Source organism: Pseudomonas sp. MWU318 (assembly GCF_016756945.1).
Taxonomy (GTDB): Bacteria; Pseudomonadota; Gammaproteobacteria; order Pseudomonadales; family Pseudomonadaceae; genus Aquipseudomonas; species Aquipseudomonas putida_A.
The window spans coordinates 437,237-460,602 of record NZ_JAESJL010000005.1; the positions used below are offsets into that span (position 1 = coordinate 437,237).

General features: G+C 61.1%; 21 protein-coding genes. 11 read left to right on the forward strand and 10 right to left on the reverse strand.

The window, feature by feature from the left end; translation table 11 throughout:
* The first annotated feature begins 7 nt into the window (after positions 1-7).
* From JN524_RS15075 to JN524_RS15085, 3 genes are all read left to right on the forward strand, one after another.
* Positions 8-3,157 carry a CusA/CzcA family heavy metal efflux RND transporter gene (locus JN524_RS15075; protein WP_202369837.1) on the forward strand — a complete coding sequence of 1,050 codons (3,150 nt, stop codon included), beginning with the start codon at positions 8-10 and terminating at the stop codon, positions 3,155-3,157.
* A 287-nt stretch (positions 3,158-3,444) separates the two neighbouring features.
* Positions 3,445-3,648, forward strand: a complete 204-nt coding sequence (locus JN524_RS15080; protein ID WP_047597593.1) for a co-regulatory protein PtrA N-terminal domain-containing protein — start codon at positions 3,445-3,447, stop codon at positions 3,646-3,648.
* A gap of 80 nt (positions 3,649-3,728) precedes the next feature.
* Entirely contained in the window at positions 3,729-4,061 is a 333-nt protein-coding gene (locus tag JN524_RS15085; RefSeq protein WP_202369838.1) for a DUF2790 domain-containing protein, read from the forward strand.
* Positions 4,062-4,115: 54 nt separating this feature from the next.
* Here JN524_RS15085 and JN524_RS15090 read toward each other — a convergent pair whose 3' ends face one another.
* Entirely contained in the window at positions 4,116-4,967 is an 852-nt protein-coding gene (locus JN524_RS15090; protein ID WP_202369839.1) for a CAP domain-containing protein, read from the reverse strand.
* A 199-nt stretch (positions 4,968-5,166) separates the two neighbouring features.
* Here JN524_RS15090 and JN524_RS15095 point away from each other — a divergent pair, with 199 nt between their 5' ends.
* A complete protein-coding gene (locus JN524_RS15095) occupies positions 5,167-5,787 on the forward strand; it encodes a cell wall hydrolase (RefSeq protein ID WP_202369840.1) in 621 nt (206 codons plus the stop codon).
* On the opposite strand, the gene JN524_RS15100 is transcribed toward JN524_RS15095, so the two are convergent.
* Positions 5,784-6,671 carry a LysR family transcriptional regulator gene (locus tag JN524_RS15100; RefSeq protein ID WP_202369841.1) on the reverse strand — a complete coding sequence of 296 codons (888 nt, stop codon included), beginning with the start codon at positions 6,669-6,671 and terminating at the stop codon, positions 5,784-5,786. The two genes, JN524_RS15095 and JN524_RS15100, sit on opposite strands and share 4 nt — an antisense overlap.
* 103 nt (positions 6,672-6,774) lie before the next feature.
* Here JN524_RS15100 and JN524_RS15105 point away from each other — a divergent pair, with 103 nt between their 5' ends.
* On the forward strand, positions 6,775-8,184 hold the full coding sequence (locus tag JN524_RS15105) for an MFS transporter (protein WP_202369842.1): 1,410 nt from the start codon (positions 6,775-6,777) through the stop codon (positions 8,182-8,184).
* Between the two features lie 73 nt (positions 8,185-8,257).
* Here JN524_RS15105 and JN524_RS15110 read toward each other — a convergent pair whose 3' ends face one another.
* Complete coding sequence (locus tag JN524_RS15110; RefSeq protein ID WP_027611721.1) at positions 8,258-8,971, reverse strand: murein L,D-transpeptidase catalytic domain family protein; 714 nt, start codon at positions 8,969-8,971, stop codon at positions 8,258-8,260.
* Between the two features lie 150 nt (positions 8,972-9,121).
* On the opposite strand from JN524_RS15110, the gene JN524_RS15115 reads away from it, so the two are divergent.
* The 3 genes from JN524_RS15115 to JN524_RS15125 all read left to right on the forward strand — a co-directional run bounded on the left by JN524_RS15115 (position 9,122) and on the right by JN524_RS15125 (position 13,531).
* Positions 9,122-10,738, forward strand: coding sequence for a L,D-transpeptidase family protein (locus tag JN524_RS15115; protein ID WP_202369843.1), 1,617 nt, complete (start codon positions 9,122-9,124; stop codon positions 10,736-10,738).
* Between the two features lie 181 nt (positions 10,739-10,919).
* A complete protein-coding gene (gene glsB, locus JN524_RS15120) occupies positions 10,920-11,828 on the forward strand; it encodes a glutaminase B (RefSeq protein WP_003226050.1) in 909 nt (302 codons plus the stop codon).
* A 200-nt stretch (positions 11,829-12,028) separates the two neighbouring features.
* Positions 12,029-13,531: an aldehyde dehydrogenase family protein gene (locus JN524_RS15125; protein WP_202369844.1), complete on the forward strand. Its 1,503-nt coding sequence runs from the start codon at positions 12,029-12,031 to the stop codon at positions 13,529-13,531.
* Between the two features lie 181 nt (positions 13,532-13,712).
* On the opposite strand, the gene JN524_RS15130 is transcribed toward JN524_RS15125, so the two are convergent.
* Together JN524_RS15130 and cynS are read right to left on the reverse strand one after the other, a co-directional pair.
* Positions 13,713-14,372 carry a carbonic anhydrase gene (locus JN524_RS15130; protein WP_202369845.1) on the reverse strand — a complete coding sequence of 220 codons (660 nt, stop codon included), beginning with the start codon at positions 14,370-14,372 and terminating at the stop codon, positions 13,713-13,715.
* Between the two features lie 62 nt (positions 14,373-14,434).
* The gene (gene cynS / locus JN524_RS15135) at positions 14,435-14,902 is read right to left on the reverse strand and encodes a cyanase (RefSeq protein ID WP_097090280.1); all 468 of its coding nucleotides are present in this window, start codon (positions 14,900-14,902) and stop codon (positions 14,435-14,437) included.
* Positions 14,903-15,021: 119 nt separating this feature from the next.
* Here cynS and cynR point away from each other — a divergent pair, with 119 nt between their 5' ends.
* Positions 15,022-15,897, forward strand: coding sequence for a transcriptional regulator CynR (gene cynR / locus JN524_RS15140; RefSeq protein WP_202369846.1), 876 nt, complete (start codon positions 15,022-15,024; stop codon positions 15,895-15,897).
* Positions 15,898-16,064: 167 nt separating this feature from the next.
* Here the strand turns inward: cynR and JN524_RS15145 are convergent, their stop codons facing one another.
* The 3 genes from JN524_RS15145 to JN524_RS15155 all read right to left on the reverse strand — a co-directional run bounded on the left by JN524_RS15145 (position 16,065) and on the right by JN524_RS15155 (position 19,473).
* Positions 16,065-16,394, reverse strand: coding sequence for a hypothetical protein (locus JN524_RS15145; RefSeq protein ID WP_003226040.1), 330 nt, complete (start codon positions 16,392-16,394; stop codon positions 16,065-16,067).
* A gap of 511 nt (positions 16,395-16,905) precedes the next feature.
* Positions 16,906-17,409, reverse strand: coding sequence for a GNAT family N-acetyltransferase (locus tag JN524_RS15150; RefSeq protein ID WP_202369847.1), 504 nt, complete (start codon positions 17,407-17,409; stop codon positions 16,906-16,908).
* 99 nt (positions 17,410-17,508) lie between these two features.
* Complete coding sequence (locus JN524_RS15155; protein ID WP_202369848.1) at positions 17,509-19,473, reverse strand: DNA topoisomerase III; 1,965 nt, start codon at positions 19,471-19,473, stop codon at positions 17,509-17,511.
* A gap of 279 nt (positions 19,474-19,752) precedes the next feature.
* Here JN524_RS15155 and JN524_RS15160 point away from each other — a divergent pair, with 279 nt between their 5' ends.
* The gene (locus tag JN524_RS15160) at positions 19,753-21,159 is read left to right on the forward strand and encodes a serralysin family metalloprotease (protein WP_202369849.1); all 1,407 of its coding nucleotides are present in this window, start codon (positions 19,753-19,755) and stop codon (positions 21,157-21,159) included.
* A 111-nt stretch (positions 21,160-21,270) separates the two neighbouring features.
* On the opposite strand, the gene JN524_RS15165 is transcribed toward JN524_RS15160, so the two are convergent.
* Together JN524_RS15165 and JN524_RS15170 are read right to left on the reverse strand one after the other, a co-directional pair.
* Positions 21,271-21,609, reverse strand: coding sequence for a hypothetical protein (locus JN524_RS15165; protein WP_202369850.1), 339 nt, complete (start codon positions 21,607-21,609; stop codon positions 21,271-21,273).
* Entirely contained in the window at positions 21,602-22,627 is a 1,026-nt protein-coding gene (locus tag JN524_RS15170; protein WP_202369851.1) for a hypothetical protein, read from the reverse strand. The genes JN524_RS15165 and JN524_RS15170 overlap by 8 nt, the downstream gene beginning before the upstream one ends.
* Before the next feature lie 222 nt (positions 22,628-22,849).
* Between JN524_RS15170 and JN524_RS15175 the strand changes: the two genes are divergently transcribed.
* Positions 22,850-23,218: a DUF427 domain-containing protein gene (locus JN524_RS15175; RefSeq protein ID WP_202369852.1), complete on the forward strand. Its 369-nt coding sequence runs from the start codon at positions 22,850-22,852 to the stop codon at positions 23,216-23,218.
* The last annotated feature ends 148 nt before the right edge of the window (positions 23,219-23,366 follow it).

Genomic DNA, 23,366 nt, shown 5'->3' on the forward strand with positions numbered 1-23,366 from the left:
GGTCCCCATGTTCGAACGCCTGATCCAGTTTGCCATCGAGCAGCGCATCATCGTGCTGCTCGCCGTTCTGCTCATGGCCGGCCTCGGCATCGCCAGTTATCAGAAACTGCCGATCGACGCCGTGCCCGACATCACCAACGTCCAGGTGCAGATCAACACCGGCGCCGCCGGGTTCTCGCCGCTGGAAACCGAGCAGCGCATCACTTTCCCGATTGAAACCGCGATGGCCGGTTTGCCGGCGCTGGAGCAGACCCGTTCGCTGTCGCGCTCCGGGCTGTCGCAGGTCACGGTCATCTTCAAGGCCGGCACCGACCTGTTCTTCGCCCGCCAACTGGTCAACGAGCGTCTGCAGATCGCCAGGGAGCAATTGCCCGAAGGCGCGGAAGCAGTGATGGGGCCGATCTCCACCGGCCTCGGTGAAATCTTTCTGTGGACGGTCGAGGCGCAGGACGGCGCGTTGAAGGATGACGGCACAGCCTACACACCAACCGATCTGCGGGTGATTCAGGACTGGATCATCAAGCCGCAATTGCGCAACGTACCGGGCGTCGCCGAGATCAACACCATCGGTGGGTTTGCCAAGGAATATCAGATCGCGCCCGACCCGAAACGCCTCGCCGCGTACAGGCTCACCCTCACCGATCTGATCACCGCGCTGGAGCGCAACAACGCCAACGTCGGCGCCGGGTACATCGAGCGCAGCGGCGAACAGTTGCTGATCCGCGCGCCGGGGCAAGTGGCGAGCACCGAGGACATCGCCAACATCGTCATGGCCAATGTCGACGGCACGCCGATCCGGGTGAAGAACGTCGCCAGCGTGGAAATCGGCCGTGAGTTGCGCAGCGGTGCCGCCACCGAAAATGGCCGTGAAGTGGTGCTCGGCACGGTGTTCATGCTGATCGGCGAGAACAGTCGCACCGTTTCGCAAGCGGTCGCGAGCAAACTTGAACAGATCAACAAATCCCTGCCGCAAGGCGTGATCGCGGTGCCGGTGTACGACCGCACGCACCTGGTCGACAAAGCCATCGCCACAGTGAAAAAGAACCTGATCGAAGGCGCGATTCTGGTGATCGCGATTCTGTTTCTGTTCCTCGGCAACATCCGCGCCGCGTTGATCACGGCAATGGTGATTCCGCTGTCGATGCTGTTCACCTTCACCGGCATGTTCAGCAACAAGGTCAGCGCCAACCTGATGAGCCTCGGCGCGCTGGACTTCGGGATCATCGTCGACGGTGCGGTGGTGATCGTCGAAAACACCCTGCGCCGGTTGGCTCACGCACAGCAGCATCACGGCCGTTTGCTGACTCGTGCCGAGCGTTTCAAGGAAGTGTTTGCGGCGGCGAAAGAGGCGCGGCGCCCGCTGATTTTCGGCCAGTTGATCATCATGGTCGTGTACCTGCCGATCTTCGCCCTGAGCGGCGTCGAAGGGAAAATGTTCCACCCGATGGCGTTCACCGTGGTCATCGCGCTGCTCGGTGCGATGTTGCTGTCGGTGACCTTCGTGCCGGCGGCGATTGCGCTGTTCGTCACCGGCAAGGTCAAGGAAGAAGAGGGCGCGGTGATGCGCGGTGCGCGTCGGGTGTATGCGCCGGCGCTGGCCTGGGTCATGGCCCATCGCACGGCGGCCGTGGGCGCGGCGTTGGGCGTGATCGTGCTCAGCGGCGTGCTCACCAGCCGCATGGGCAGCGAGTTTGTGCCGAGCCTCAGTGAGGGGGATTTTGCCCTGCAAGCGCTGCGCGTGCCGGGCACCAGCCTGACGCAATCGGTGGATATGCAGCAGCGCCTGGAAACGCTGATCCTGGCCAAAGTGCCGGAGGTTGAACGGGTGTTCGCCCGCACCGGTACGGCGGAAATCGCTTCCGACCCAATGCCGCCGAACATCTCCGACAGCTACGTGATGCTCAAACCCAAGGACCAGTGGCCAGACCCGAACAAGTCCCGCGAAACCCTGATGGCCGAGTTGCAACAAGCCGCCGCGACATTGCCGGGCAGCAACTATGAGCTGTCGCAGCCGATCCAGTTGCGCTTCAACGAACTGATCTCCGGTGTGCGCAGCGATGTTGCGGTGAAGGTGTTTGGCGATGACATGGACGTGCTCAACGCCACGGCGGCGAAGATCGCGGCGGCGATGCAGAAGGTCAATGGCGCCTCTGAAGTGAAGGTCGAGCAGACCACCGGGCTGCCGGTGCTGACCATCAACATCGATCGCGACAAGGCGGCGCGTTATGGCCTCAACGTTGGCGATGTGCAGGACACCATCGCCGTCGCAGTGGGGGGACGGCAGGCGGGCACTTTGTACGAGGGTGATCGGCGCTTCGACATGGTGGTGCGTTTGTCCGACGCGATGCGCAAGGACATCGACGGCTTGTCGGCGTTGCTGATTCCGGTGCCGGCGCTGAGCGGTACGGCGAATCAGATCGGGTTTATCGCGCTGAAGGACGTCGCCAGCCTCGATCTGGTGCTCGGGCCGAACCAGGTCAGCCGCGAAAACGGCAAGCGTCTGGTGATCGTCAGCGCCAACGTGCGCGGGCGCGATATCGGCTCGTTCGTCAGCGAGGCCGGTGCGCTGATCGAGCGCGAGGTGCAGGTGCCTGCCGGTTACTGGACCAGTTGGGGCGGGCAGTTCGAGCAACTGCAATCGGCGGCCAAGCGCTTGCAAATCGTGGTGCCGGTGGCGCTGCTGCTGGTGTTCGGCTTGCTGTTCATGATGTTCAACAATCTGAAGGACGGGTTGCTGGTGTTTACCGGGATTCCGTTTGCGTTGACCGGTGGGGTGATGGCGCTGTGGCTGCGGGATATTCCGTTGTCGATTTCGGCGGGCGTGGGATTTATCGCGTTGTCCGGGGTAGCGGTGCTCAACGGGTTGGTGATGATTGCGTTTATTCGCAATTTGCGCGAGGAGGGGCGGTCGCTGGCGGAGGCGATCAACGTCGGCGCGCTGACACGCTTGCGACCGGTGTTGATGACCGCGCTGGTGGCGTCGCTGGGGTTTATTCCGATGGCGCTGGCGACCGGCACCGGCGCCGAAGTGCAGCGGCCGCTGGCGACGGTGGTGATCGGCGGGATTCTGTCCTCGACGATCCTCACGTTGCTGATCTTGCCCGCGCTGTACCAGATCGCCCATCGCCGGGATGAGGGCGTAGTGCCCATCCGGTAGAACAACACTAGCTTTGTGGCGAGGGGATTTAGCGAAACGTCGCACCCCCCCGATGGGGCTGCGCAGCAGGCCCGCTTTTTTTGGATGAAGAGCGGGGCCGCTGCGCGGCCCATCGGGGCGGTGCGACGTTTCGCTAAATCCCCTCGCCACAAGGTATTTCTCAGGCCTGAGATTTCCTGTGTGTCTGCCGAACTTGGCACATTACGAATCTGTAATCCCCTCGCCACCGTCACGAAAGGTGCGCCTTGTTACCTTGATCCCGTCAGTTACTTAATGAGGAATCAACCATGAAATTCGCCCGACTGAGTGCCTTTGCAACTGCTCTGATGCTGTCGTCCCTGGCCATGGCCGAAGGCGGTGGTGACCGCACGTTCGACCGGATGATGAGCGCCAATGATCGCGCCGTGGAGCTGTTCGTGGCCAAGGAAAAAGCCGCTGCCAACCCGGTGGTAGTCAATGAAAAGAAAGAGCAGAAAACTCAGGATCTTTAACGCAGCGTGAACCTGAAACAAGCCCGTCATCGCGCATCGGTGCCGGGCTTTTTTTGAGTCTGGATGGGAAGGAGATGGAGATGAAAATGCTTAAGTCGATAGTGTTCGCTGGCGTCATGGCGCTGTCCGTGAATGCACTGGCCGAGGGCGGCGGTGATCGCACCTTCGAGCGCGCTTTCAGCGCCAACGCCAAAGCCATGGAGCAATACGCGGCTGAACGCGGCAAAGCGGCGCCAGTGGTCACCGAATACGAATACGGAATGAAGCTGGATGTGGTGAAAATCGTCAGTGTGGTGAAACCGCAGCCAGCGTGCTCGGTGGTGCCTACGGCCATGACTTACGAAGATTCGCGTGGGCAGCTCAATACGCTCAAGTACAGCGTGGCGGGCGTGTGCCGCAATAGCGGCGGCTGACCAGCGCCTGATGCCTGCAGGCGCTGTCGCAGGAGTGGTGCATCAGCTAGCGGATTACTGCGCACCAAACATCGCCGTCCAGTAGATCCCTGCGCTGCTCTTCGGATCGGTCGCGTAGGCGGCGCCGAGTTCTTTGTATTGCGGGTTCATCAGGTTGGCGCAGTGGCCGGGGCTGGCGAGCCAGCCGTCGACGACCTTGCGCACGGTGTCTTGCCCGGCGGCGATGTTTTCGCCGACCAGTTGGCCGCTGTAGCCGGCCAGTTCGGCGCGGTCACCGGGTGTGCGGCCGTCGCGGTCCTTGTGGTCGAAATAGTTGTTGTTGGCCATGTCGCGGCTGTGATCCTGGGAGATCGTGCTCAGGCTCGCGTTCCACGCCAGTGGCCCGGCAGCGGCAAAGGCCTGGCCGCCGCATTGACGCGGTTGGGCGCGAGCGGCGTTGAGTTGTTCGAGCAACTTCTGGCCTTCGCTTTGCGCATCGCCGAGCTTCGCCGACAGTAGAGGTCGCGCCAGCACAATACGCCAGTCACGATCAGCACGGCTGACCCCGACATCGACGAACTGCGGATCCAGCACCACCTGGCAGAAACTTTCCTCAATCGCCTTCATCGCCGACGCTGCATCCCGTGGGCCGTTGAGGGTGATCGCCTGCACGTTGACCATCGGGTAGCTGGCGCTGGCCATGGCCTGTTGCAGATCGACCGCACCGGCGGCCGGCAGTCTCAGCCGTGGGTCGGCCGACAGCGGTGGCAGCTCGTTGGACGCCTGGCTGCCGCAACGCTGCGGTTGGCTGCGGTAGGCATTGATCGACTCGATCAGTTGCGACTCGTCGGCAGCCATGGCCGAGGCGGCCACGGCCAGGCCCACGGACAGCGCGGCAAAACGCAAGACGGATGGCATGAAGCGCATGGAAATCTCCCTTGAGCTGAGTGCGCTCATGATGCGCGAAAGGCCCCCGGTCAGTGCAATGTCTTTTTCTTCATCGAGCGGTTTTTTCTGCGGAACGTTACGTCGGTATTTGCCGTCTACACTCTCCGAAGGCCCCGGGAACCGGGCGTCTCCCCCACGAAACACCTTGCCCGGAACGGGCGTTGCCGGAAGAACTGACATGGGATTGAAATGGTTGGCTGGCTGTTTCGCATTAACCCTGATGGTCGGTGTTGTAAGCGCCACTGAACAGGCGCCGATCAAGGCCAAGGCCGAAGAGAAAGCCCAGGTGCTGGAAGAGAAGGCCGCCGACAAAGTCAGTGCGGCGCCAGCACCCAAATCCGAAGCGATCACCCCCACCGAAGTGCAGGCGGTTGACCCCGCCGGCACCGCGCCGCTGGACGATCCGATCACCTGCCTGGCGCGCAGTATCTATTGGGAAGCCAAGGGCCGCGACACCCCGGAAATGGAGGCGGTGGCCAATGTGGTGATGAATCGCCTGGGGCACGACGGCTTTCCAGGCACCGTGTGCGAAGTGGTCAAGCAAGGTTCGGAAACCAAGAGCTGCCAGTTTTCCTGGTGGTGCGATGGCAAGGCCGATCAGGTCAAGGAAGACGCCGAATACACCCTGGCCAAGGACATCGCCGGCAAGGCGCTCAACCGCCAACTGCCGGATCGCACCCATGGTGCGCTGTACTTTCATGATCGCAAAGTGCATCCCGGCTGGGCCAAGGAATACAAAAAGACCGCCGAAGTCGGCAAATTCCTGTTCTATAAACCGGCCGGCGGCGACGCGCGTTAAACGCAGACTTCCCGTACACAGTTGCGCAGCCAGCGGTGCGCCGGGTCGGCGTCCATGCGCGGGTGCCAGAGCATCGACACGCTGATCGGCGGCATCCTGAAGGGCAGGGCGAAGCTGTGCAGGCCCATGCGCAGTTTGCTGGTGTGACGCTCAGGAACCGAGGCGATCAGGTCCGATTCGCGGACCAGCGTCAGCGCCGCCGAAAAGCCCCCGAATGAAGTAACGATATCCCGCGTCAGATCTGCGGTGAGCAACGCTTCGTCGACCGGGCCGCTGCTGCGCCCGCGCCGTGAGATCAGAATGTGCTGGCCGCCGGCAAAGCGTTTGCTGCTGATCTTGCCCGAGCTCAACGGATGGCCCTCACGAACCACACCGATCCAGTGATCCTCAAACAGAATGCGGCTGTGCAGCGTCGGGTCGGTGCTGTCGTCGACCACGCCGGTCTCCAGATCGACCCGGCCTTCGCGCAGCGGCGTGCTGTCCTTGTCGGCTTTCTGCACAAAGCGCAGGCGCACGCCGGGTGCTTCTTCAGCGATGCGCGCGAGCAGCGCGGCGGCGAATGTTTCGACAAATCCGTCGGTGTTGCGCAGGGTGAAGGTGCGCTGCAACTGGCCGGGATCGAGCACTTCGGCGGGGCGCAACACCGCCTCGGCTTCCTGCACCAGAGCGCTGACCCGTTCGCGCAATTCCAGCGCTCGCGGGGTCGGCACCAGACCTCGGCCGGCGCGCACCAGCAACGGATCGCCGGTGGTTTCGCGCAGCCGGGCCAGGGCGCGGCTCATCGCTGACGGGCTCAGCCGCAGAATGTGCGCGGCGCGGGCGACGCTGCCTTCGCGCAACAACACGTCGAGGGTGATCAACAGGTTCAGATCCGGTGTGCTCATGATATGGCGTTCCATGCAGGTATCAAGTGCAAAGCATGCGTCTTGCGCCTTGCCGTGTCGAGACTCAGGCTATGCCGTCTGACCTTTGCACCAGGAGCGCCCGATGCCCGGATCCCCCTTGCCCCCTCAAGCCCGCTGGGCGCTGACCAGTCTGGCGCTGTCGATGCTGATGCCGTCGCTGGACACCAGCATCGCCAATGCCGGATTACCGACGCTGGCGGCAGCGTTCGATGCGACGTTTCAACAGGTGCAGTGGATCGTGCTGGCCTACCTGCTGGCGGTCACCACGTTGATTGTCAGCGTCGGGCGTCTGGGCGATGTGTTCGGGCGGCGACGCCTGCTGCTGATCGGCATCGGCATTTTTACCAGTGCTTCGTTGTGCTGTGCGCTGGCGCCGGGGTTGGGCTGGTTGATCGGCGCACGCGCAGTGCAAGGCCTTGGCGCGGCGATCATGTTCGCCTTGACGGTGGCGCTGGTGGCGGATGCGGTGCCCAAGGCGCGGGCGGGCAGTGCGATGGGTTTGCTGGCGACGATGTCGGCCACCGGCACCAGCCTCGGGCCATCGCTGGGTGGTCTGCTGATCGCGCATGTCGGCTGGCCGTCGATCTTTGTCCTCAACGTGCCGCTGGGCCTGCTCAATGCGTGGCTGGTTTATCGCTTTCTGCCGGCGGATCGCCCGGCGCGGTCGCGAGTGGCGTTTGATTATCTCGGCAGCGCAGTGTTGGTGATGACGCTGGCGGCCTACGCGCTGGCGATGACGGTTGATGGATTCACCCTGATGTTGCTGCTGGTCAGCCTGTGCGGCGCAGGCGTGTTTATCGCGGTCGAGATGAACGCCAGGGCGCCGCTGATTCGTCTGTCATTGTTCGCCGACGCGCGTCTGAGCAGCAGCCTGGCGCTGACGTTGCTGGTGACGACGGTGATGATGACCACGCTGGTGGTCGGGCCGTTTTACCTGAGCCGCGGGTTGGGACTGGGCAGCACCGTGGTCGGCCTGACATTGTCGGTCGGCCCGCTGCTGGCGGCATGCGGCGGGGTGCCGGCCGGGCGTCTGGTGGACCGCTTCGGCGCGCAGCGGGTGGTGCCGGGGGCGTTGCTCGGGTTGGCCGGTGGATGCAGTTTATTGGCGTTGTTGCCGATGAGTCTCGGTCTGGCGGCATATCTGCTGCCGATGGCGGTCATTGCCAGCAGCTACGCGTTGTTCCAGGCGGCGAACAATACCGGGTTGATGGCGACGGTCAGTCAGGCTCAGCGCGGCGTGGTATCGGCCTTGCTCGGGCTGTCACGCAATCTCGGTCTGATCACCGGCGCGGCGGTGATGGGCGCGGTGTTTGCCTTCGCTACGGGCGACCCGACGCAAGCCTCGGCCGAAGTCATCGGTAGTGGCTTGCACAGCACGTTCGGGGTTGCGGCGGCGCTGATGGTCATGGCCCTGATCATCAGCCGAACCCGGATCACCCGTGGAAGCGGTCAGCCCGGCCATAGCGCTGCTGACGGAAACAAATCCCTGTAGGAGCTGCGGCACGCTGCGATCTTTTGATCTTGCCTTTAAAAGATCGCAGCGTGCCGCAGCTCCTACAGGATTCTCAGCTGGCGTGGGTACTCAAGATGCTCGCCACTTGCTGCGGCTGGCAGTTGAGGTACGGCGAGGACTTCAGCCAGCGCTGGTCCGGGTACCAGGAGAACATGAACTGGCCGTCCTTGAGTTTATCGATCACCTGCTTCGCCACTTGCGGGCGCACCGCCGGGCAACCCTGGCTGCGCCCGATACGGCCCTGACGCTTGCTCCACAACGGATTCACGTAGTCGGCGGCGTGGATCACGATGGCGCGGTCGCGGGCCAGATCATTGAAGCCCGGTTCCAGACCGTCCATGCGCAGCGAATAACCGTGAGTCCCCTCGTAACTTTCCTGGGTGCGGAACAGCCCGAGGCTGGACTGGTAACTGCCTTCACGGTTGGAGAACTGGGTGGCGAAGTTTTCCCCGGAATTTGAACCGTGGGCGACCAGATCGCGCAGCACCAGTTTCTTTCTGTTCAGATCGAAGATCCACAGCCGGCGGGCGGTGGAGGGCTGCGAATAATCGATGATCGCCAGGTGGCGTGAGGGTCTCGCGCCATTGTTCACTGCGCATTGCATGGCGCTCAAGGCACCTTTCAGCGCTTGGGGATTGAGTTCCGGCGCGGCGTGGGCGAGGCTGGTGAAGAGAACCGGCGATGGTTTGCCGGCGGCGAAAGCGGGGCTGCTCACGACGACGAGGGTCGCGGTGGTCAGCAGAAGTCGGCGCAAATACGTCAACATTTATAAAGTGTCCTCACTTGCTACTTATTTGGCACTTTGGCTCCTGACTCCCAGTCATACCCGACAGACCCCTGTTTCGAGCCTGACTGTTCAGCGCACCTGATGTAAGGTTGACCGTCATTCAGACGGCCACGGATTGGAGTAAAGCAGTTGTTCAAAAAGTACGCATGCTACTTGAGCATTTGTTTGCTCGCTGCGCCGTTTGTCGCTTGCGCCGATGAGCCGCTGCCACCGTTGCAGACCCTGCCGACGCCGCCGGCGGAAATGCCGCTCGAGCCGCAAAGTCCGCTGCAAGCGGTGCTGATCGGTTTGCCCCAGGCGTGCCCGGCGATTGCCGCGCACCTGAGCGGCTCGGCGCTGACGCAATTGCAGGCGTTTTATCAGCAGCAGGACTGGCTGCCGGTGTGGGCCAGCGAGTCCGGGCGTTTGCCGGCCTTGCGCGCGCAGTTGCAGCTGTTGGCCGATGATGGCCTCAATCCCAAGCGCTACCCGGTGGCGGCCAATCCGCCGCAGGACGGCGAGTTGTGCGCCGATATCGACATCAGCCGCTCTTATCTGCAAGCCCTGCAGGATCTGCATTACGGTCGTCTGCTGCAATCGCATTTCGAACCGCTGTGGCATTCCGATGACACCCCGCGTGATCGTCAGGCGGAATTGCTGGCGATCGCCGTTCCCGGTCTGCACGACATCAAGACCGCGTTCGATCTGGCGCGCCCGCGTCTGGCGCAATACCAGAGCCTGCGCCACCTCTACGCCAGCCAGCGGCTGCAAGCCTTGCCGCACTGGCAGTCGGTGGGCAACGGCCCGCTGCTGCGCCCGGCGATGGAGGACAAACGCGTGCCGGACTTGGCCCAGCGCCTGTACAACGAGGGCTATCTGACCCACGCCATCGGCACGCCCGGCAATGCCTATGAGGGCGTGCTGGTGGAAGCGGTGAAGAGCTTTCAGGCCAACCATTCGTTGCAGGCCGACGGGGTAGTCGGGCCGGGGACGATTGCCGAGCTCAACATCAGCCCGCTGACGCGCCGCGAACAATTGCGCGTCAACCTTGAACGTTTCCGCTGGCTGGCCCAGGACATGGAGCCCGACGGTTTGCTGGTCAACGTCGCCGCCGCCGAGCTGACCCTGTATCAGGGCGGCGTGCCGGTCTGGCAGACCCGTACCCAGGTCGGACGCGCCGAACGGCAGACCCCGCTGCTGAAATCCCGGGTCACCCGTCTGACCCTGAACCCGACCTGGACCGTGCCGCCGACCATCTGGAAAGAAGACAAGCTGCCGGCGATCCGCAAGGATCAGACCTTCCTCAGCCGGCAGAATCTGCAGGTGCTCGACGCCCATGGCCAGCCGTTGGCCGCAGCGGATATCGACTGGGACAACCCCGGCAACATCATGCTACGCCAGGAGGCCGGGCCGCGTAATCCGCTGGGGCAACTGGTGATCCGCTTCCCCAACCCGTTCGCGGTGTACCTGCACGACACGCCGAGCAAGGCCCTGTTCGACAAAGGCCCGCGCGCCTTCAGCTCCGGCTGTGTGCGGGTCGAGCACCCGATGCAACTGCGCGATCTGTTGCTGACCCCGGCGGAACGCACCCGCACCGACACCTTGCTCGCTACCGGCAGCACCCACGAATTCCGCCTGTCGGCACCGGTGCCAATCCTGATGACCTACTGGACGGCGCAGGTCGGCAAGGATGGACAGGTGCGTTATGCGCCGGATATCTACAGCCGTGACGACGCATTGCTCGCAGGGTTGGATCGGGCACATTGACGCCCCCTGTAGGAGCTGCCGCAGGCTGCGATCTTTTGACTTTGATTTTGAGTGGCAGGATCAAGATCAAAAGATCGCCGCCTTCGGCAGCTCCTACAGGGTTTGTGTGATTTCTGAAGGCTGCGCGGCGTCTAGCCCCAGTGTCCCCGCAATCCCATGGGGCGAGACTTCGGAACCCGGCATGCAAGCGCTGTTGAACGAGATTCTTGACGCTGTCCGGCCCCTGATCGGGCAGGGCAAAGTGGCTGACTACATTCCTGCCCTCGGCACCGTGCCGGCCAATCAGCTGGGCATCGCCGTGTATGGCAACGACGGCGAAATGTATTGCGCCGGCGATGCCGAGACGCCGTTCTCGGTGCAGAGTATTTCCAAGGTGTTCAGTCTGGTGCAGGCGATCGAGCATTCCGGCGAGGCGATCTGGGAGCGCCTGGGGCACGAGCCGTCCGGCCAGCCGTTCAACTCGCTGGTGCAACTGGAGTTCGAACGCGGGCGCCCGCGCAATCCGTTCATCAACGCCGGGGCGCTGGTGATCTGCGACATCAACCAGTCGCGTTTCGCCGCGCCAGCCCTGTCGATGCGTGACTTCGTGCGGCGCCTGTCGGGCAATCCGCAGGTGATCGTCGACGGCAAGGTCGCCGAATCCGAATACCAGCATCGCGCCCGCAACGCGGCCATGGCGTACCTGATGCAATCGTTCGGCAACTTCCACAACGACGTCGAAGCGGTGCTGCGCAGCTACTTCAGCCACTGCGCGCTGCGCATGAACTGCATCGATCTGGCCCGCGCATTCTGCTTCCTCGCCAACGACGGTTTCTGCAAGCACAGCGGCGAACAGATCCTGACCCGGCGCCAGACTCAGCAGGTCAACTCGATCATGGCCACCAGCGGCCTGTACGACGAGGCCGGCAACTTCGCTTATCGCGTAGGCCTGCCGGGCAAGAGCGGGGTCGGCGGCGGGATCGTCGCGGTGGTGCCGGGGCAGTTCACGGTGTGCGTGTGGTCGCCGGAACTCAACGCTGCCGGTAACTCGCTGGCGGGGATGGCGGCGTTGGAGATGCTCAGTTCGCGGATTGGCTGGTCGGTGTTCTGACCCAATCTTCCAAACACTGCAAAACCCTGTGGGAGCTGGCTTGCCAGCGATAGCGGTGGTTCAGCAACATCAATGCGGGGCTTGCCGGCCTCATCGCTGGCAAGCCAGCTCCCACAGGTTCGGTGGTGTTTGTAGAAGGTGTGTTTCAGCGCAGAATCCGCTACATTTTCCGGCCGCCCCTCATATGGTGAATCCGCTTCATGTCTCTTGCGCTCGAACGTCTAGTCGCTGGCACGCCGATCCCTTTCGCTGGTAACCGCGTGACCGTGGTCAGCCCCGAACTGGCGGCGCGGTTTCAGCCCGGTGACCATCTGCTGGTCGAGCAGGTGAGTGGCGAGCTGTTGCTGATTCCGGTGGTCGATCAACAAGCGGCTGCGGTGGCAATCGAGCGTGCTGAAGCGGCATTCACTGCATTGTCGGCAGTGTCCGACGAAGCCATCAGTCACTTCTTCGATCTGTTCGCACAACGCCTGGAAACCGCAGAGTGCTGGAACCTGATCGAAGCCGCCAACCTGGCCGACATCGAACGCGCCAAGGCCCGTGGCCGCTCCACCACCCGGCTGCTCGCCGACGAGCGCATGCGCCGCGACATGATCGCCGGTCTGCGCGCCTGGCGGGATGCGCCGGCCACGCGCGGCAAGGTCATCAGCAGCGTCGAACACGACGGCTGGAAGGTCGAGCAAGTGGTGTCGCCGCTGGGCATCGTGGCGTTCGTGTTCGAAGGGCGGCCGAACGTGTTCGCCGATGCCGCCGGCGTACTGCGCACCGGCAACACCGCAGTACTGCGCATCGGCAGCGATGCATTGGGCACCGCGCAAGCAATCGTCACTCACGCGCTGAACCCGGCGCTGGCCGAAGCCGGTCTGCCGGCGGGGGCGGTGTCGCTGGTGGAAAGCGTCAATCACGCCGCCGGTTGGGCGATGTTCGCTGACCGGCGTCTGTCGCTGGCGGTGGCCCGGGGTTCGGGGCGCGCGGTCAGCCAGTTGGGCAGCATCGCCCAGCAGGCGGGCACGGCGGTCAGCCTGCACGGCACTGGTGGCGCGTGGCTGATAGCCGATCGTCACGCCGATGCCACACGTTTTGCCGCCGTGGTGCGCAACTCGCTGGATCGCAAAGTCTGCAACACGCTGAACGTCTGCCTGATTCAACGTGATCGTGCCGTCGAGCTGATCCCGCTGTTCCTCGATGCGCTGCAGCAGGCGGGCAGCGCACGCGGGCAGGGCTGCAAATTGCACATCGTCACAGGCAGCGAAAGTTACCTGCCGGCCGACTGGCAGAACGCGACGGTCGAGGTCTATCGCGCCGAGGGTTATCAGACCGAAGCTTTGGCCGAAGCGCTGGCGGAATCCGAACTGGGCCGCGAGTGGGAATGGGAAGAAACCCCGGAAGTCAGCCTGATGATTGTCGACGATCTGGATCAGGCGATCGCGCTGTTCAACCGTTACAGCCCGCAGTTCACGGTGTCGTTGATCAGCGAGGATGCTGCTGTCCAGGAACGCTTCTACAACGCGGTGAACGCGCCGTTTGTGGGCAACGGGATTACCCGTTGGGTCGATGGTCAGTACGCGCTGAACAAGCCGGAACTGGGGCTTTCGAACTGGGAGAGCGGGCGCCTGTTTGCACGCAGTGCGATTCTTTCGGGGGATGGGGTGTTTACGGTTCGTAGCCGTATGACGCAGGTTGATCTCACCCTAAAACGCTGACGCTGACGCTGACGCTGACGCTGACGCTGACGCTGACGCTGACGCTGACGCTGACGCTGACGCTGATCCTTAACTTGACCCTGTCCTTGTAGGAGCTGCCGAAGGCTGCGATCTTTTGATTTTGCCTTTAAAACAAGATCAAAAGATCGCAGCCTTCGGCAGCTCCTACACAGTATGAGTATCAGGCGGCTGCGCTGGTGTTTGCCTGAATGGCGCAAGTCGCTGGCTGCTCAGCCAGCGGCACAAACGTGCGGCGGTCCGCCGCCAGCGCATCGATCGAGCCGGTCTCGATGTCATACACCCAGCCATGCAGGTTCAGCAGGCCTTTCTCCTGCGCCAGGCGCACGCTCGGGTGGGTCTGAATATTCGCCAGTTGCGCGATCACATTTTCCCGCACCATCGAACTCAATTTCGCCGCGTCATCGGCATGCGGCCGCGCCTCGTTCACCACTTTCGCCGACTCGGCATGTTGCAACCAGCCGCTGACGGCGGGCAGGTGATCCATGCATTTGCACTTGGCTATCGCGGTCATCGCGCCGCAATCCGAATGGCCGCAGATCACGATGTCCGTCACCCCAAGCACCGCCACCGCATATTCCACCGTCGCCGAAACCCCGCCCGGATGCGGGCTGTAGGACGGCACGATATTGCCCGCGTTGCGGATCACGAACAGCTCGCCAGGTTCTTGCTGGGTCAGCAGTTCCGGCACCACACGGCTGTCGGAACAGGTGATGAACAAGGTCCCGGGTTGCTGGGTGGTCGCCAGGTGTTTGAACAGTTCGGTGCGTTGTGGGAAGGCTTCGTTCTGGAACTTCAGGAAACCGTCGATCAGGGCTTTCATGGGCGTGTCCTCGTTGAACAAGAGAGCGGTCGGCCCGCACACGGGGTGCGGGCCGCGGCGGATCAGAACGGACGCAGCGGCAGGAACTTGCCGTCGAGGGTGACCACGGCGCGGGAGCCGCCTTCCGGGTCTTCGACTTTCTTGATGTCGAGCTTGAAGTTGATGGCGCTGATGATGCCGTCGCCGAACTGCTCGTGCACCAGGGCTTTGAGGGTGGTGCCGTAGATCTGGATCATCTCGTGGAAACGGTAGATGGTCGGGTCAGTCGGCACGCCGCTGAGGCTGCCGCGTAGCGGGATGATCTGCAGGGCGGCAACGGCGTCGGCGTCCAGCTCGAGTTTGTCGCCGACCACTTGCGCGGCGTCTTGCGGCAACGGGTGCTGGCCGAGCAGGGCCGCGGTGACGTAGGCCAGGCTCAGGCCAGTGCCGTCGGCCAGATCCTGCCATGACAGATTCTTGCGGGCCTTGATGTCGAGAATACGGGTGGTCAGGGCCAGGCTGGCATCGTTGTAGGCGTGGGACTGTTGCATGGTGTCACTCCTTTCAAGGTTGGCTTGCTGTGTGGGAGCAATCTTCTGCCGATTGATTCATAGCGTCCAAGACCGATATACAATGCTTCGCATAAGTCCTGCCTATAGATGGTGATCCCATGCTGTTGCGACATTTGCGATATCTGCTGGCCGTGGCCGACCATGGCGGTTTCACCCGAGCGGCGGAGGCGTTGCATGTGTCGCAGCCGACCCTGTCGCAACAGATCCGCCAACTGGAAGAATCCCTTGGAGTGAACCTGTTCGACCGCACCTCGCGCACCGTTAAACCCACCGATGCCGGTGAGGCTTACATTGAGTGTGCGCGGCGCGTGCTGGTGGAGTTGGAAGCGGGCAAGCGGGCGTTGCACGACGTTAAGGATCTGTCGCGTGGGCGCTTGCGGCTGGCCATGACCCCGACGTTCATGGCCTATCTGGTCGGGCCGTTGGTACGTGATTTCGCCGCACGCTATCCGGGTATCCATCTGCAGATTTTCGAGTTGTCGATGGACGACATCGAAGCGGGGCTGGCGGATGACTCGCTGGACATCGCGATTGCCTTTACCCCGGTGCGCCACCCGGACATCGAGTGCATTCCGGCGTTTACTGAAACCCTGGGGATCATGGTCGGGCGCGAGCATCCGCTGTACGACAGCAGTGCGGTGCTGACATCGCGTGATCTTGCGCAACTGGATTTCGCCTTGCTGGCGCCAGATTTCATCACCCGGTTATCGATCGATGAGTATTTCCGTCAGCAGGGGATCACGCCGCAGGTGCGGATCGAGGTGAACTCGGTAAGTACGTTGCTGGAGGTGGTGCGGCATTCGCCGATGGCGACGATGTTGCCCGAGGCCATTGCGACCGAGGACCGGGCACTACGCAGGCTGCGGATCGAGAACGAAGCGCCGCAGCGTGGGGCGGCGTTGTTGCGGCGCAGGAATAATTATCACAGTGCGGCGGCAGTGGCATTTATGAATCTCGTCCTGCAACGCCAATGATATCTCTCTGTAGGAGCTGCCGAAGGCTGCGATCTTTTGATCTTGTTTTTAAGATCAAGATCAACAGATCGCAGCCTTCGGCAGCTCCTACGGTGAGTTTCTAGGGGAACAATAAAAAGGGCCTGCTTCTGTTGGAAGCAGGCCCTTTTATTTATTGAAGTTGTAAATCAGTAGAACCGATCAATCACCCGAACTTCATTCTTGTTCTGCATCGAATCCCACGCCTGTTTCAGCGTCTGCAGCACATTGCCGATGAAGTCCTTGTCGGCCGCGGCTTTCTTGCCGACATAACCGTGGCCGCGACGGTACATCTTCAGGCGGGCCAGCAGGTTCTGGTGGCTGCGGTCGAATTCTTCTTCACCAGCATGGGGCGACAGGCAGTCGATATGTACCTGACCCGACTTGCTGATCCAGAGAATGTGGCTGTCGTGGCTGTCTTTTTGCGCAGCGAACATACGAGCCAGTTCTTCGATAGTAGGTTGATTGTTCAGATTCATGATGTTTGCCCCTTGACCAGTCTGGTGATCTTTCAAAGTTGATTCGCTAATACAGGTAGCCCATCGGTTAGTTGATCCCTGGCACCGAAACCAGGACGTCAGCGGTCGCCCGTGTGAAGTACGGGGTCATGCGTCTGTTGCATGTAGTCGTGTTGAATAACTGCTACGCAATAGCGTCACAACGAGGAGAAGCAGCGAAAACCGGGAGGCTCCTTGACGACGTTTTCAGGGTCGACCACAAGCGTCTTGAGAATTTTCGCCAGCGCTTCTCGTCCTTGTACTGGACGTTCAGGCCAGGTCAGCTTCTTCAATCTGCCTTGTGGGCAGCGTGTATCCGGAAAAAACAACTCGGCGGTCAGACGAGTTTGCTCAAGCGTGTTACCGATGTTCCCGATCGGGGAACGTCTTCATCATGCAAAAGCAAAACGGTGCCGTCAACGGTTTTGTAGTGATTATTTTTATTCACTACATATTGTCGGACAAAGCTGTTTTGGAATGAGAAAAGATCCGTTCAGGCAACGGATGCAGGGGCGCGCAGGACGTAGAAGGTGCAGGGGTAACCGTCTACGGTGCGCTGCTGGCGGGTGACTGCGCCGCCAGTCAATTCGGGGATCAACCTGGCCCAGAAGCGCTGCGCAGGCAGGTTGGCGTCGATGTGGAAAATCTGCCATTGACCGGGCAGACGGCTCAAGAGGGCAGAGACGACAAACTGCGCGACGCCTTGGCCACGAAAGCGTCGGGTGAGGAAAAAGTAGCCGATGTTGTGTTCGGCGCCGTCGATATGGGTGTCGTCATCCACGGTCACGAAGCCGGCCAGTTCACCGTCGACGCGGATCAGGAACGGTTGGGTAGCGGGATTGCGCCAGTAATCGTCTTTCTGCTGAATGCTGAAGAAACCGTGTTCGCCGAGTTTCAGTGGTAGCCATTGGCTGAAGTCGTACATGTAGAACTGCATGAGGTTTTCGATGGTTTGCAGTTCGTCGCGGTGGGCGGGGTGCAGTTCGATGGTGGGCATTGGGTTAACTCCCTGCGGTGATGAACCCGATAATGTGAACTCACACCTTGTGGCGAGGGGATTTATCCCCGATGGCTGCGAAGCAGCCCCAGCTTTTCCTTAAACCAGGGGACTGCTGCGCAGCCCATCGGGGATAAATCCCCTCGCCACAGCTGCCCCGGCGGTTTTAACGCGCGTCGATTTGCGTTTCTTCTTCCACGGCGCAGCAGCCTTGCCGGCAGGTGGCGGGCCGCTGATGGTCAGGCTCAGCGCCGAACAGCGGGTGACCTGCTTGCTCATCCACGCCGCCTGTTTGGTGACGAACTCTTCCAGGCTCATCTCGCCACTCTGCACCATGTCCAGCGCCTGTTCCCAGATGGCGGTGGTGCCGGGATCGGCAATCGCCCGGGGCACGGCGTCGATCAGGCTGAAGGCTGCCGGCGTCGCGGCCAGCGCCTTGCCGTTCTTCACCAGATAGCCGCGATCCAGCAGACCCTGAATGATCGAGGCGCGAGTGGCTTCGGTGCCGATGCCGGTGGTGTCCTTGAGTTTCTGTTTGAGCAGCGGATCTTCCACCAGTCTGGCGACGTTTTTCATCGCCTTGATCAGATCGCCCTCGGTGTAGGGTTTGGGCGGTTGCGTCCACAGATCCTTGAAGTTCACGCCGGCCACGGCGCAATCGATACCCTGGCTCAGCGCCGGCAGGGTTTGCGGAGCTGGTGCTTCACGACCCTTGGCCGGGGCGAGAGCTTCGGGCAAGGCGCGCTTCCAGCCCGGTTCGATGATCTGCTTGCCGACGGCACGCAACGCTTCCCCGGCGCAATCGAAATCGGCCTGGGTGCGATCGTATTCGTGGTTGGGCAGAAATTGCGCCAGATAACGCGCGCGAATAAGGGTATAGACCGCTCGGTGTTTGCCGCTCAGGCGTTCGAGATTTTTTGCCGCGGCGGTGGGGATGATGCCGTGGTGGGCGCTGACCTTGGCGTCGTTCCACGCCCGGGAACGGCGCTGCGGGTCGAGGTGACCGTTCAGCGCGTCAAGGCTCGGGTCGGCCTGACGCAGTGCTGCGAGTATCCCCGGTGCGTCGCTGTGCTGGCTCAGCGGCAGGAAACCGCAATCGCTGCGCGGGTAGGTGATGACTTTGTAGGTTTCGTAAAGGGCCTGGGCGATGTCGAGAGTTTCCTGGGCGCCGAGACCGAGTTTCTTCGAGCAGACCTCCTGCAGGGTGCCCAGATCGAATGGCAACGGCGCCACTTCACGCATGCGTTCGGTGCGCAGTTTGACCACCCGCGCACTGGCGGCGCTGTTCAGAGCGGCGGCTGCCTGCTGGGCCAGTGCCTGATTCAGGCAGCGATCCTGATCGTCGCAAGCGTCGGAGGGCGCACGCCATTGCGCGGTGAACGGCGTGCCATCGTGCAGCAGTTGCACATCGATCGCCCAATACGGCACCGGCACAAAGTCGGCGATGCTGCGGTCGCGATCCACCACCAGCCGCAGTGTCGGCGTCTGCACCCGGCCGACGGGCAGCACGCCCTGATAGCCGGACTGACGGCCCAATAGCGTAAACAGGCGACTCATGTTCATGCCGATCAGCCAGTCCGCCCGCGAGCGCCCCAGCGCCGAGTGATACAGACTGAAGGTTTCCGCCCCCGGCTTCAGCGCGGCCAGGGCCTTGCGGATCGACGCTTCATCCAGCGCCGACAGCCACAAGCGGCGGATCGGCCCGCGATAGCGGCAGTGCTCGACCAGTTCCCGGGCAATCATCTCGCCCTCACGGTCGGCGTCGGTGGCGATGATCAGTTCGCTGGCCTCGCCGAGCAGGCGCTTGACCGCCTTGTACTGGCTGGCGGTGCGCGGCTTGACGGTCATTTTCCACTTGTCGGGAATGATCGGCAGATCCGCCAGCACCCAGCGCTTGTAGCGCGCGTCGTAGGCATCCGGCGGGGCAGTTTCCAGCAGGTGGCCGATGCACCAGGTCACCGTGACGTCCGTTCCCAGCCAGCAGCCGTCGCCCCGGCGCTTTGCACCGAGCACGGCCGCAATGTCTTTGGCCTGGGAAGGTTTTTCACAGAGGTACAGCCGCATAACCACCGTCGTTGATCAATTCACTGGAGGTGCACAGAATGGCCGCAGTTGGCGCCCGGAGCAACTTTTATCTGTATGGATATACAGATCAAAACGTTGCCGGGGATGACCGGTATTACCGGGACGTCGCGCGCGGCTATCGAGAAATCGATTGGCAGGGCAGTTGACGCCCGTGTCAGGTTCACCGGGCTTCTCAGAAACGCGAGTGAGCGGACGATCTAGCTAGTGGATCGCCGTGCTCGACGCGTACTGCCAACTCTGAAACAAGGAAGTCCCACCATGGCTCAAGCCACAGCGAAAACCAGCAGCGCCTATGACGAAGTGAACGCCTTCAGCCACTTGTATGACCGTGGCGTCGGCCTGGTGAACGGCAAACCGTCGTTCACCGCCGATCAGGCAGCCGACGAAATCCTGCGCAAAAACCTGTCGTGGCACGACAAGAACGGCGACGGCAAAATCTCCCTGACCTACACCTTCCTCACCGAGAAACCGGCGAACTACAACCCGAACCTCGGCAACTTCAGCCAGTTCAGCGCGCAGCAGAAAGCTCAAGCCGTGCTGGCCATGCAATCCTGGGCTGACGTGGCCAAGGTGACCTTCACCGAGGGCAAGGGTGGCGACGGCCACATGACCTTCGGCAACTACGACGTCAGCACTGGCGGCGCGGCGTTCGCCTACCTGCCGAGCGGTGGCAGCTATGACGGTCAGTCGTGGTACCTGATCAACAATCAATATCAGGTCAACAAGACCCCGGACACCAACAACTACGGGCGTCAGACTCTGACCCACGAAATCGGCCACACCCTCGGCCTGTCGCACCCGGGCGCCTACAACGCCGGCAACGGCAGCCCGACCTACAACGACGCCAAGTACGCCGAAGACACCCGTGGCTACAGCCTGATGAGCTACTGGAGCGAAGCCAACACCGACCAGAACTTCAGCAAGGATGGCAGTGGCGCCTACGCCTCGGCACCGTTGCTCGACGATATCGTGGCGGTGCAGAAACTCTACGGCGCCAACTATGCAACCCGCGCCGATGACACCACCTACGGTTTCGGCTCCAACGCCGGCCGCGATTTCTACAGCGCTACATCGGCGGCGTCGAAAGTTGTGTTCTCAGTGTGGGACGGTGGCGGTAACGATACGCTGAACTTCTCCGGCTTCACCCAGAACCAGAAGATCAACCTCAATGAAGGTTCGTTCTCTGACGTTGGCGGGCTGGTCGGCAACGTGTCGATTGCTTACGGCGTGACAGTGGAAAACGCCGTTGGCGGTTCGGGCAATGACCTGCTGATCGGCAACTCGGCGGTCAACGTTCTGCATGGCGGTGCCGGCAACGACATTCTCTACGGTGGCGGCGGCGGTGATACGTTGTGGGGCGGTGAGGGCGCAGACACCTTCGTCTTCGGCGCCGCCAGCGACTCGACCGACAACCAGCCGGACTGGATCATGGATTTCAAAAGCGGCGTGGACAAGATCGACCTCTCGGGCATCGCCGCGTTTGCCACGGGGGCGGCGTCACTGAACTTCGTCAGCAGTTTCACCGGCCACGCGGGCGATGCGATCCTGACTTACTACGCGCAGAACGGTCAGACCGGGCTGCTGGTCGATCTGACCGGGCAGGGGCAGGTTGACTTTGCCGTGGGTGTGGTGGGGCAGGCGCTGGCGACTGATATTGTTGCTTGATCTGAAACAAAAAACCGCAGCGATCATCCGCTGCGGTTTTTTTGCCGCAGCGATGCCTGACTTACACTCCGTCAGGCGCGAGATCCGCAGACTTGCTCGCCGCCATCAGCTTTATTGGTGAAAGTCGAACTTTATAAGCGCGGGTTTGGCCTTCTCTTTCGCTTGCTCGACGATTGCTTGAACTTGTTTTTGGCTCAGTTTCGTATGCTCGACGGTGATCTCGACGTTCTCATCTGCCTTGTATTTGATGGTGACTTTGCCGTTAGTGTGGCGCTCCAGCCAAGCCATGAATACCTTCCACAAAAAAGGGAATGCCGCGACAGCGACTTCAGCGGCGATCACCACGGGTGAGGACAGAGGGTCTATCAAGCCGCGTTGTCGGACAAAGTCGGCGCTCACACCCGGTGCGTGTTCTTCGAATAAAATTTGTACTTCGTTTTTTTCAGGCATAAGAAAAGAGTCCCTTTAAGGTCCGGCCCGGGATTAGTGGAGTTCCAAATATTTTGCGTATCAGACTGTTGTCGCGATAGGAGTCTTGAAGGGTTTGAGCAAGTGCCTCACCGTAAACAAATTCAACCATGTTGCACAGCCTGGTTAATGAAGGCGGATGACTTGCAGACTCGCGGATACCGAGTTCAGACAGGTGATTGAACAGCGTTATCAAATGACTCAATAAAAGACGGTCGTCACCGAGTGGAAAGGCATTCGGCATTACTTTGGCTACATACTCCTTGAGTAATAGCAAACCGATGCAATCGGCTTCGACCTCCATTTCACGAGCACTGTGATCGGCAGCATTGGGCGGCGTTTCGGTAATCACGTCGCTGATCATCAACTCTTTGTCCGTCAAATGGCCGCACAGGACATGGCCGACCTCGTGGCACAGAACGAACATTTCCCATATGTGTAGTTGCATGCCGTGACGTTCATCGGCGTCACCTTTGAGCAGAATTTGAGGTCCGAGCGGCTTTCGTGTTTCACGATAGTGTTGGCAAACTTCTTTCTGAAACCCAATAAGCATGGCTCGGGCGTTTTGGGTATCCAGTTCTCGGCTGCAGTATTCGATAGACTCGGGATCAGTGACTGCGATGGAGATTTTTGAAAGCTTGTTGAACAATGTCATCAGGCCGCTGTTGATGACAATTGCGAAATGACCTTCTTCACTTCTGGAGCAAAATGCATTGACGCTCATGTTGTCCAGTTCGCCGATGGCCAGTTCCAGGCTGTCTCCAAAAAAGTCGCTCAACCCGCTGCGCAGATCTTCCCATAAGTCCGACACGATACGGGCATGTGGCGTTTGCCCTTTCAGGTCAAAAATGGCGCCCTCTTTGGCTAGGTTCGCGAGCTTCTGATCGAAAATTGCCTGAAAAGCTTGGTTCGGTTCGGATTGGATGGCGGAAATCGGGTCTTCGTGGACAAACCGAATGTATTCCAGATAGTCCGCGGCGGTGGCGTGACGAGTAGTCAAAAGTCGAACTTCCTTGTGTAGTGAGGCATGCCGGCTTGGCGACTCGGATATGTGGCGCAAAGCTACTACAGGAACGCCGTTTGACCAAGCAGGTTAATGTCGTGTGACACCATGGCGGTACCATTGGGCTGTGAATTCGTCTTTAGGGCGAAACTTGAGTTATACCTGAAGGATCGTTTTCACGAAGCGTGCGTCGGCTCCCCGAATAGGCATTAGGTCAAGATGAAAAGCACAGATCTGAACCCGGTCATTAAACTTCAAGAACTCTCCGGTTGCCTGCTGGTGAAATTCCACGGCATCCAGGTCGCGGCGTCCTCTCACGTGCTGGTTCTCCATGAAGCCAACTACCCGCCGGTGTACTACGTGCCCCGCGAGGACATCGACGAGAAATACTTCGCCCGCACCGACCACACCAGTTATTGCCCGTACAAGGGCGATGCTAATTACTTCAGCCTGCAGGTGCCGGGGCATGAGGGGGCGAATGCGGTGTGGACGTATGAGAAACCGAAGATCTCAGTGGAGCAGATCAAGGACTATGTGGCGTTTTATCCGGATCAGGTGAAGTTTGAGGTGATCAAGGCTGACGCTTAGTTCCTGGGTGAAGAGATTTGATTGTGGCGAGGGGATTTATCCCCGATGGACTACGCAGTAGTCCCATTTTTCACGGGGAGCGCTGCGCACCCCATCGGGGATAAATCCCCTCGCCACAGGTTTTTTTCACCAAAGGATCATGTGTGCA